Origin of the sequence: Blastococcus sp. MG754426, assembly GCF_021699055.1 — a bacterium.
Lineage (GTDB): Bacteria > Actinomycetota > Actinomycetes > Mycobacteriales > Geodermatophilaceae > Blastococcus.
The window spans coordinates 22773-32314 of sequence record NZ_SSXC01000047.1; the positions used below are offsets into that span (position 1 = coordinate 22773).

12 protein-coding genes are annotated in these 9542 nt (G+C 74.8%); 1 reads left to right on the plus strand and 11 read right to left on the minus strand.

Annotation, left to right across the window (positions count from 1 at the left end):
* The first annotated feature begins 89 nt into the window (after positions 1 to 89).
* A complete protein-coding gene (locus E9549_RS15065; RefSeq protein ID WP_236827362.1) occupies positions 90 to 800 on the plus strand; it encodes a response regulator transcription factor in 711 nt (236 codons plus the stop codon).
* Positions 801 to 894: 94 nt separating this feature from the next.
* On the opposite strand, the gene E9549_RS15070 is transcribed toward E9549_RS15065, so the two are convergent.
* From E9549_RS15070 to E9549_RS15120, 11 genes are all read right to left on the minus strand, one after another.
* Positions 895 to 1305 (minus strand): Hpt domain-containing protein, encoded by a 411-nt coding sequence (locus E9549_RS15070; protein ID WP_236827363.1) that lies wholly within the window; start codon positions 1303 to 1305, stop codon positions 895 to 897.
* Positions 1299 to 1712, minus strand: coding sequence for a hypothetical protein (locus E9549_RS15075; RefSeq protein WP_236827364.1), 414 nt, complete (start codon positions 1710 to 1712; stop codon positions 1299 to 1301). Before E9549_RS15075 ends, E9549_RS15070 begins: the two co-directional genes overlap by 7 nt.
* Positions 1709 to 2326, minus strand: a complete 618-nt coding sequence (locus E9549_RS15080) for a signal peptidase I (RefSeq protein WP_236827365.1) — start codon at positions 2324 to 2326, stop codon at positions 1709 to 1711. Before E9549_RS15080 ends, E9549_RS15075 begins: the two co-directional genes overlap by 4 nt.
* A gap of 32 nt (positions 2327 to 2358) precedes the next feature.
* Entirely contained in the window at positions 2359 to 2970 is a 612-nt protein-coding gene (locus E9549_RS15085) for a TasA family protein (RefSeq protein ID WP_236827366.1), read from the minus strand.
* Between the two features lie 123 nt (positions 2971 to 3093).
* Complete coding sequence (locus E9549_RS15090) at positions 3094 to 4842, minus strand: cell wall metabolism sensor histidine kinase WalK (protein ID WP_236827367.1); 1749 nt, start codon at positions 4840 to 4842, stop codon at positions 3094 to 3096.
* Complete coding sequence (locus E9549_RS15095) at positions 4839 to 5270, minus strand: response regulator transcription factor (protein WP_236827368.1); 432 nt, start codon at positions 5268 to 5270, stop codon at positions 4839 to 4841. Before E9549_RS15095 ends, E9549_RS15090 begins: the two co-directional genes overlap by 4 nt.
* A 211-nt stretch (positions 5271 to 5481) precedes the next feature.
* Complete coding sequence (locus E9549_RS15100; protein WP_236827369.1) at positions 5482 to 6249, minus strand: DUF3618 domain-containing protein; 768 nt, start codon at positions 6247 to 6249, stop codon at positions 5482 to 5484.
* Positions 6250 to 6275: 26 nt separating this feature from the next.
* Positions 6276 to 6800 carry a phage holin family protein gene (locus E9549_RS15105; RefSeq protein WP_236827370.1) on the minus strand — a complete coding sequence of 175 codons (525 nt, stop codon included), beginning with the start codon at positions 6798 to 6800 and terminating at the stop codon, positions 6276 to 6278.
* A gap of 1 nt (position 6801) precedes the next feature.
* A complete protein-coding gene (locus E9549_RS15110) occupies positions 6802 to 7647 on the minus strand; it encodes a hypothetical protein (protein WP_236827371.1) in 846 nt (281 codons plus the stop codon).
* 298 nt (positions 7648 to 7945) lie between these two features.
* Complete coding sequence (locus tag E9549_RS15115; protein WP_236827372.1) at positions 7946 to 8725, minus strand: enoyl-CoA hydratase/isomerase family protein; 780 nt, start codon at positions 8723 to 8725, stop codon at positions 7946 to 7948.
* Between the two features lie 2 nt (positions 8726 to 8727).
* A partial coding sequence (locus tag E9549_RS15120) for a neutral zinc metallopeptidase (protein WP_236827373.1) occupies positions 8728 to 9542 on the minus strand: 815 nt, incomplete at its 5' end.

The window sequence follows — 9542 nt, forward strand, 5'->3', positions numbered from 1 at the left end:
CAAGCCGCCCGGCCGGCGTGCCGATCACCCGGTCAGGTGACCGGAGGACCAGCCTCCGCACGCCCAGCGAGCAGCGAGGAGGGGACGTCGTGCCGGAGCAGTCCGTGCTCGTGGTGGAGGACACCGAGGAGATCCGCGAGCTCGTGACCACGGTGCTCGGGCGGGCGGGGTTCGCCGTGCGCGCCGTCGGCACCGGGATCGAGGCGCTGGAGGAGGTGCGGCGCGACCCGCCGGACCTCATCGTGCTCGACCTCGGGCTCCCCGACGCCGACGGCACCGAGGTGTGCCGGCAGATCCGCGCCGAGACGCCCTGCTACGTGCTGATGCTCACCGCGCGGGCCGAGGAGGTCGACCTGCTCATCGGGCTGGCCGTCGGCGCCGACGGGTACATGGCCAAGCCGTTCTCCCCGCGCGAGCTCGTGGCCCGGGTGCAGGCGATGCTGCGCTTCCCGCGGACCGCCCCGCAGCCGGCCGCGGCGCCGGCCGCGGCGGCCGAGTCGGTGCGCCGGCTCGCCGAGCTGGAGGTCGACGAGGACAGCCGCGAGGTCCGGGTCGACGGCGAGGTCGTCGACCTGACCCGCACCGAGTTCGACCTGCTCGCCGCGCTCGCCTCCCGGCCGGGTCGCGTGCTGCAGCGGGAGACGCTGCTGCGCGAGGTCTGGCACACCGACTGGGAGGGCAACCTGCGCCTGGTCGAGGCGCACATGTCCAACCTGCGCCGCAAGCTCGTCGCCGCCGGGCTGAGCACGCCGGAGATCAGGACCGTCCGCGGCGTCGGCTACCGGCTGGTCGCCGCGTAGCCCCCCTGCCGCGCAGGCACAGGAAGCTGTGCACCCGCCTCGGGGCCCCGGGACGCCGGTAGAAGCTTCCTATGCCTCCGCGGGTCGGGGGCGCTCAGCAGGCGCCGGCGAGCTGCTGCAGCCGGGCGACCCGCGAGTGGGCGAGCACCCCGCGGCGGGCGTCGGCGGCGATCTCCTGGCAGATCGAGGCGACCTCCGGGTGGCCCAGCTGACCGCTGGTCCCGGCCAGGGTGTGGGCCGCGAAGGCGACCGCGGTGGCGTTCCCGGCGCGGGTGTGCCGGTCGATCGCCGACAGCCGCGAGGGCAGCGCCTCGGCGTACACGCCCCGCAGCCGGGCCATCAGCTCGCCGTCGACCAGGTCGTCGTCCGCGGCGTCGTCCCCGGCCTGCGCGCCCGGCCCCGTGGTCCGGGCGCGCAGGAAGTCCAGGAGGCCGTCGTCGGAGAGGAGGGCGACGGTCCGGCCGGGGGCAGGGGCGGTCCGATCCGCGGGCGGGCCGGTCAGCACGACACGGCCGCGGTCGGTGCGGACGTCGCCGTCCAGCCGTACGGGGTCTCGGCGGTCACCGTGAACGTGTAGCTCTGCCCGGAGGCCCAGTAGGTCTCGCTGACGCTCGTGCCCCGCGCACCCGTCCGGCCCACGACGAACGTCGTGCCGTTGCTCCGGCGGGCGGTGACCACGTAGCCGCTGACATCGGGAGAGGAGCTCGGGCTCCACGAGATCCGGACCCCGAACCTCAGGAAGCACCAGCTGCCGGCCGTGCTGACCGCCGTGGGCGGCTGGACGACCTCGGTCGAGATGGTGGTCGGCACGCTCGCGGTGCCGTCGAAGCCGGCCGCGGCGGGGACGGCGGTCCCGGCGACGAGTGCGGCGGCGAGGCCGGTGACGGCCAGGGCGCGGCGGACGGCGTTCACGCCTGGTCCTCCTCGGTCTGCCGGGTCGGGCGCCAGATGGTCAGGAGCAGCCAGCCGGCGAGCAGCGCGGGGGCTCCGTAGAGCAGCACCTGGCTGACGACCGGGGTGCGCAGGAGCTGGACCAGGTGGCCGAACTCCGGGATGACCGCGCGGACCTGGTAGACGCTGTCGCCCTGGAGGCCGGCGGTCCACGGGTCGATGGCCTCGTTGGCGTCACCCCTGGTCTGCACGGTGACGCTGCCGTCCTCGGCCCGGTCGACCGAGACGACGCGGTGGGTGATGAGGCTGCGGTCGCCCACCGGCATGTGGTACGTGATCACCATGCCCTCGGTGAGCTCGGTGAGGGCGATCGGGGTGGCGATGGTGATGTCGCCCGGCTCGATGCCCGGCGCCATGCTCGCGGTCAGCATGGTCATCGTGCGGTAGCCGAGCAGGTGCGGTCCGACGGCCAGGACGGCGAAGGCCAGGACGGCGACCCCCATGACGCCGCGGACCAGCCACGGGGTCGTGCGGCCCACGGTGCGGCGGAACCGGCCGGCCGTGGGACGCGCGTCCTCGCTCGGGGCCGGCTCGACAGCCGGCGCCGCGGCGCGGACGGGGAGGACGGTGGTCATGGCGGGAACTCCGTGTGGTCGTCGGGCGGGGCTCAGCGGGCGGTGCCGGCGGCCTGCGTGCCGGTGAAGGTCAGGCGCAGGGTGGCGGTCTTGCCCTGGAAGGAGTTGTCGGCCGCGGTCGGCAGCGAGATCGAGAAGACGAGGTTGTCGGAACCGCCCGCGGTCAGGGACTTGAGCCCGGGGAGGTCGACGGGCTTGAGGACCGGCCCGGTCGAGAGCTGCTTCTCGCCGCTGGCGCAGGTGTAGGTGCGGGCCGTCTCCGTGCCGCCCTGGACCCAGGCGACGTCGCAGGACCTGACGGTCAGCTGCAGCCCGTTGGCCGCGCCGTTGGTGAGGACGCTCGACGTGGCGTCCGTGGCGGAGAGCCCCACCGAGGAGAGCCCGGTGCTGCCGTCGTTCGTCAGCGTCACCGCACGGGTCAGGCTGTCACCCGGCACGAAGCCGGTCGTGGTCACCGGGATGGCCGCCGCGGGCTGGGTCAGGTCGATCGAGACCGTGCCGGAGCTGATCGTCGTGTCGACCGAGGTGGAGTCGGTGAAGCTGCCGAAGGTGCCCAGGCCGGCGACCGCGGCCGCCGCGCCGATCACGCCGAGCGAGCCGATGACCTTGCGGGCGGTCGAGGCGGTGGCGGTGGTGGTGCTCATGTCCCTGCGTCTCCTGTGTCCGGGGCGACGCCGGTTCTCCGGCGACACCGAGGACTCTCCGGGGGCAACCGCAGGCCACCCGCCAGCGATCCGCAAGGAATCCGCAAGGAATGGGCGCGTCCGTCACCCGGGGACGGGCAGGGTCATCGTGAAGGTGGTGCCGACGCCCTCGGTGCTCTCCAGGTCCAGCGTGCCGCCGTGGGCGGTGGTGATGGCCTTCGTGATGGTGAGCCCGAGCCCGACCCCGGGGACGGCGTTGCGCTGCGCGTTCGACGTCCGGAAGAAGCGGGTGAACATCTGCCCCTGCTCGCCGGCGGGGATGCCCATCCCGGTGTCGGCGACCGAGAGCAGCGCCACCGGCGCCGCCTCGGGGACGCGGTGGTCGACGACCTCGCCCTCGGGCGTGCGCCAGCCCCGGCGCAGCACCAGGTCGATGCGCCCCCCGGCCGGCGTGAACTTGACCGCGTTGGAGACCAGGTTGTCGCAGGCCTGCCCCAGCCGGACGGCGTCGCCGGCCACGACCAGCCCGTCATCGGGCACGTCGACGACGATCTGCACACCCGCGGCCGCGGCGGCGACCCGGGCGGTCTCCTCGGCCGCGCGGACCACGCCGGCGAGGTCGACGTCGGCCGGCTGCAGGGTGAACCGGCCGCTCTCCACCTGTGCGGTGAAGAGCAGGTCGCCGACCAGCCGCAGCAGCCGCTGGGCGTTGCGCTCCACCGTGGCGAGGTACTGCCGCTGCTCGTCGGTGAGGGGCTGGTCCTCGTCGTCCATGACCAGCTCGAGGTAGCCCAGGATCGAGCTCAGCGGCGTGCGCAGCTCGTGGCTGATCAGGCTGACGAACTGGTCCTTCATCCGCTCGGTGGCGCGGGCCTCGGTCATGTCGGTGCCGACGAAGTTCCAGCCGGCGTGCGCGCCGCGGTCGTCCGAGCGCGGGGTGATGGCGACGGAGACGGTGCGGTGGCTGCCGTCGGCGGCGACGTAGGTCCAGTCCCGGACGTCGCTGCCGTGCTCGCGGGCGGCGTGCACCAGCGCCTCGAGGCCGGTGCCGCAGGCGCGGTCCGCGGCGGCCGCGTCGAGCTCCTCGGGCAGGTGGAAGTCGAGGATCGAGCGGGTCCGGACGACGTCCGGGCGGGGGACGCCCAGCATCTTCTCCGCCCCGGGGTTCCAGACGCGGATGGTGCCGTCCCGGTCGGTGCCGATGATCGACTGCTCGGTGACCGCGTCGATCACGCTGGTCATGGTCTGGGCGCGGGCGGCCAGGATGCGCGAGGCGGTGTCCAGCTCGTCGGCGCGGCTCTGCACCTGGGCCAGCAGCGCGGCCTGCTCCCGCTCCAGCTGCCCGATCTCGCGCGACCGGGCGGCCAGCCGGCGGGCGGTCCCGTGGACCGCCGAGCCCCCGGCGGCGACGACGAGGGTCCCGAGCAGCAGCGCACCGGGCGGGTCCGTGACCGCGGGCACCGACAGCACCGCGGCGCTCCCGAGCACGCCGACCAGCAGCCCCCGGCGGTCCGGCTGCATGGCGAGCGCCCACAGCGGGCCCACGAGCAGCAGCAGGGTGGTCGCGGAGCCGGTGCCCGCGTGCAGGAGGGCGACGGCGCCCAGCTGCGCCGCGGGGACGGCGACGGAGCCGGCGACGGAGCGGGACCGTCGGGCGGCCCACGCGACGCCGGTGGCGGCCGAGGCGGCGGCCAGGCCCGCGAGGACGAGGTCTCGGTCGGCCACGGGGATCGAACCGGTCAGCAGCAGCAACGCCGCCCCGGTGAACAGGACCGTGCACAGCAGCGGCCCGTGCAGCACCCCCGCGACGGGGGATCGGCGGGTCCAGGAGCCATCGGCTGCCTGCGGGCGGTCGAGGACGGCGAGGCTCATGCCACCGGCTCCCCCGCGGCCAGCGCGCGCACCTGCCGGACCAGCCCGGCCACGGTGAACGGTTTGGGCAGGTAGGCGTCGGCGCCGGCGGCCAGCCCGCGGGTGACCTCGTCCGGGGAGGCGCCGGCCGACAGCAGCAGGATGCGGATGCCGGCGGTCGCCGGGGTCGCGCGGAGGGCCGTGCAGATCTCCAGGCCCGTGGCACCCGGCATGGAGACGTCCAGGACGGCCAGGTCGGGGAGCTGGGCCCGCGCCGCGGCCAGCGCCGTCGTGCCGTTGGGGGCCGCGACGACCACGTGCCCGCCGGCCTTGCGGACGGCCAGGCAGACCAGGGCGCGGATGTCGTCCTCGTCGTCGGCGACGAGCACGCGGATCGCACCCGGGGCCGGCCCGGCGGAGCCGCCGGGGGAGTGCAGGGCCGGATCCACGGGAGCTCCCGTTCGGTCGTGGTCCCGGCGCGGAGCTGCGGGGGGACCGGGGTCGTCGTCCCTGGGAGGAACGGCGCCGCGCCGGCAGGCCTGCAGCAGGCGGCGCGCCGGCTCACCCGTCGGGGTGGTGCCCCGGCCGCGGACAGCGCTGCGCCCCGCCGGGGAGCCCGGCGGGGCGCAGCGCTGCGTGCGGGTCGGCCGACCCGCGGTGTCAGGAGCCGGAGGAGCGGCTCTGCACGTTCTCCTTGGACTGCTGGGCCTGGCCCTGCACGTTGTCCTTGGACTGCTGGGCCTGGCCCTGCACGTTGTCCTTGGACTGCTGGGCCTGACCCTGCACGTCCTGCGCGGCCGACTGGCCTTCCTGCTTCACGGTCTCGGTCGCGTCCTGGGCGGTGGACCTGACCTCCTCCACCGCGTGCTGGGCGGCCGGCTTGAGCTGCTCGCCCATCTCCTGGGCTGCCTCCTTGGCGGGCTGCAGCAGGGCGTCCTTGTTCTCGCGGAACGCGGTCTCGGCCTGGTGGGCGAGCTCCTGCTCCTTCTGCGTGGCGGGCAGCAGGCTGGACACCAGCCAGCCCGCACCGAAGGCGATCAGCCCGGCGGCGAGCGGGTTGCCCTGTGCCTGGCGCACGATCGTGTCCGGTGCCTGCTGGACGGCTCCGACCGCGGACGACGCCGCGTCCTGCACGCTGCCGGCCGCGCTCGACGCCGCGTCCTGCACGCTGCCGGCCGCGCTGGAGGCCGCACCCTGCACGGAGCCTGCCGCGTTCGAGGCCCGGTGCTGGGCCGTGGAGGTGGTGTCGTGGGCGGAACCCATCACCTTCTCCTTGAGGGAGGTCATGCGGCCCTTGGCCGCGGTCACCCTCCGGTCCACGACGCGGGACGGGTTGACCTTCTCGTTGAGGGCGTCGACGTCGTAGCTGAGCTCGCGCCGGGTGTCCTCGATCTGCCGCCGGATGACGTCCGGGTCACTGCTGGTCATGGTTGCGACTCCTCGCGGTCTGGTGGTCAGTGGGGCTTCATGGCGCCGGGCACCTGCTGGAGGGTGTCCACGGTGCGCTCGGGCTTGGGGTTCACCTGCTGGAACTTCTTGCGGCCCATCACGTAGGCGACGGCCCCGACGACGCCCCACAGGACGGCCACGATGAGGGCCGCCAGGCCGGCGTCCATGACGTTCTCCAGCGCCCACCAGAGGGCGAAGGACAGGAACATCAGCACCATGTAGCCGGCGAACCCGGCGGCGCCGAACATCCCCGCGCCCTGGCCGGCCTTCTTGGCCTCGGTCTTGAGCTCGGCCTTGGCCAGCTCGAGCTCCTGGCGCATCAGCGTGGAGAGGTCCTTGGTGACCTCGCCGATCAGCGCGCCGACCGAGACGCCCTCGACGTCGGGGTGGCCGGACTCGGTGGTGGGGGTGCCCATGTCGCCGCTGTAGTGCTGCTGGCCCTCGGGGTAGTCCGCGGCGTAGTTCTGCGCCGTCGGCTCCGCGTAGCCCTGCGACCCCGCGGGGGTGGCGCCGGAGTAGGGGGAGCTCATCTCAGCGCACCTCACCGGGCCGGCGGGCGGGGTCGTCCCAGCCCGAGGGGGCGGTCGGCGGCACCGCGCTGCCGGCGGGGGGCACCGTGCCGTACGGCGGCGGGGGCAGCGGTGCCCCGGTACCCGTCCCCGCACCCGTCGTGGCGGTGGAGTAGCCCGAGTACGTCGGCGCCGGGTCGACGTAGTTGGTGGGCGTGCTGCGGTGGTGCTGGCCGTGGTCCTGGCCCGACCCGGAGTCGCTGTGCACCGCCCGCGCGCCGCTGGTCAGCCGACCGGCGAGGACGCCGGCCGCGGCGGCGCCGAGCAGGAACAGGCCCGGCTTGCGGCGGGCGAAGGTGCGCACCTCGTCGAGGAGCTGCGCCGGCTCGCGGTTCTGCAGCTTGTCGGCGAAACCCTCGACCAGGCCGGAGGCCTGGTGGAGCAGGTCGCGGGCGGGGCCGGGGGCGCCGTCGCTGGTGCCGTCGGCCAGGCCGCGCAGCTCCTGGGCCAGGGACGAGAGCCCCGTCGCGGCCTTCTGCTGCTGGGCGACCGTCTGCTCCTTGAGCTGGCTGCGGCCCTGCTCGAGCAGGTCCTTGGCCTGGCGCTGCGTCTCGCCGGCGACGTGCTTGGCCTGGTCGGCGGCGGTCGAGGCGACCTGGCTGCCGGCCTGCGCGGCCGTCTGCCCGACGGCGCGGGCCTCGCCCTTGGCGACGTCCTTCGTCTGCTGGGCCTCGCCCTTGGCGACGTCCTTGGTGTGCTGCGCCTCGCCCTTGGCGGCGTCCTTGGTGGACGTGCTGTCGGTCGTGGTGCTGGTTCCCGTCGTGGGCGGAACCGGCGGCGGGAACGGGGCGTCGATGGAGTGAGTCATCGGTCCTCCTCGGCATGCTTCGTGGTCGGTGGGAGCGCTACCCCGGCGCCGTTCCGGCACACATCCGGCCGGTGCGTTACCGCGGGTGGACGGCCGTGACGTCGTCGGGTCGGCGCCTCGTGGGTTCGGGCGCGAGAGCTGGTGTGCCCCGGCGCATCCGTGCGTCCCGGGGCGCGGTCGGGTGGTGGCGGTGGAAGGGGCCGGCGCAGCGCTGCACCGGCCCTCTGCCGCTCGCGAGAAACCCGTTCCGCGCAGCGGGTCGGGTACCCGCGCCCGGGCGTGGCCGAAACGCCCGATGTCAGCCCGACCAGGGAAAGCGCGGTGCGCGGCGCTCCGTGAAGGCGGCGACGCCCTCGGCCAGCTCCCCGGCGGCGATCGTCTCGCGGTAGCGGGCGGCGGCGAGCGCCTCGCCGTCCCCGCCGTCGGCGAGCGCGGCGACGACCTCCTTGGTCGAGCGCTGGGTGAGCCCCGAGCGGGAGGCCAGCACGGCGGCGAACCGGTGCGCCTCGGCGTCGAGGTCGTCGGCGTCGACGAGCCGGTCGACCAGGCCGGTGCGCAGCGCGGTCCCCGCGTCGACCAGCTCACCGCTGTAGAGGAGGTACTTCGTGGTGGCCGGTCCGACCAGGTCCACCAGCGCCCTGGTGGAGGCGGGCGTGTAGACGATCCCGACCTTGGCCGGGGTGACGCCGAAGACCGCCGTGGGGTCGGCGAACCGCAGGTCGCAGCAGGTCGCGAGCTCCACCCCACCCCCGATGCAGTGGCCGCGGACGACCGCGAGCGTCGGCTTGGGGAAGCTGCGCAGCGCCGCCTGCGCGGCGAGGTTGTGCCGCCGCACCTCGGCCATCGGGTCGACGGGGTCCGGGCCACCGAGGAGGTCGGAGATGTCGGCACCGGCGCAGAAGCTGGGCCCGGCGCCGGTGACCAGCAGGGCCCGGACGCCGGGGTCGTCGGCGAGCGGGGCCAGGACGGCCGGCAGGGCCGCCCACATGCCCACGGTCATCGCGTTGCGCTTCTCCGGCCGGTCGATGATCAGGACGGCGACCGGCCCGTCCCGCGTCACGCGGAGGTGCTCGGTCATCGTCAGCCCAGGTCGTCGGTGGCGAAGGTGTCGCAGCGGCCGGGGTCGCCGGTCTCGTACCCGGTGAGGAACCAGCGCCGGCGCTGCTCGGAGGTGCCGTGGGTGAACGCGTCCTGGTCCACCGTGCCGCTCCCCAGGTTCTCCTGGATGAAGTCGTCGCCGATGCGCCCGGCGGCGTCCAGCGCCCGGGCGATGTCGTCGTCGGTGATCTCGGCGATCAGCGGCTGCCCCGACTCGTCGGGCACCGTCTCGGCGTGGTCGGCCCAGGCGCCGGCGAAGCAGTCGGCCTGCAGCTCCAGGCGCACGGTGCCGCTCGTGGGCCCCGACTCGCCGGGGGTGACCTGGCGGTTGATGCCCAGCAGGTTCTGCACGTGGTGGGCGTACTCGTGCGCGATCACGTAGGCGTTGACGAACAGGCCGCCCCGGGCGCCGAACTGCTGCTCCAGCTGGTCGAAGAAGCTGAGGTCGATGTACACCAGCTCGTCCGCCGGGCAGTAGAACGGCCCCGACCCGCTGGTCGCCCCGCCGCAGCTGGTCTGCACCGAGCCGGAGAAGAAGACGGTCTGGGTGGGGCGGTAGTCGGCGCCGAGCACCCCGGTCCAGTAGTCCTGGATCGACTCGATGTCGGCGACGACGGCGCACTCGACCGAGTCGTTGGCGTCGGCCCCGGTGCGGCACCGCTCCTCGAGCCGGCCGTTGTCGGCGGTCTGGCCCGGCCCGAGCCCCGAGAGCCCGCCGACGCCTGCGCCGGTGCCGTCGCCACCGCCGCCCAGGAGCTGGAAGAGGACCAGCACGACGATGCCGACCACCCCCAGCC

Coding starts and splice junctions, on each gene's coding strand:
- E9549_RS15080 (WP_236827365.1), bottom strand. CDS start 2,326: ATGACCACCGTCCTCCCCGTCCGCGCCGCGGCGCCGGCTGTCGAGCCG.
- E9549_RS15085 (WP_236827366.1), bottom strand. CDS start 2,970: ATGAGCACCACCACCGCCACCGCCTCGACCGCCCGCAAGGTCATCGGC.
- E9549_RS15090 (WP_236827367.1), bottom strand. CDS start 4,842: ATGAGCCTCGCCGTCCTCGACCGCCCGCAGGCAGCCGATGGCTCCTGG.
- E9549_RS15100 (WP_236827369.1), bottom strand. CDS start 6,249: ATGACCAGCAGTGACCCGGACGTCATCCGGCGGCAGATCGAGGACACC.
- E9549_RS15105 (WP_236827370.1), bottom strand. CDS start 6,800: ATGAGCTCCCCCTACTCCGGCGCCACCCCCGCGGGGTCGCAGGGCTAC.
- E9549_RS15110 (WP_236827371.1), bottom strand. CDS start 7,647: ATGACTCACTCCATCGACGCCCCGTTCCCGCCGCCGGTTCCGCCCACG.
- E9549_RS15115 (WP_236827372.1), bottom strand. CDS start 8,725: ATGACCGAGCACCTCCGCGTGACGCGGGACGGGCCGGTCGCCGTCCTG.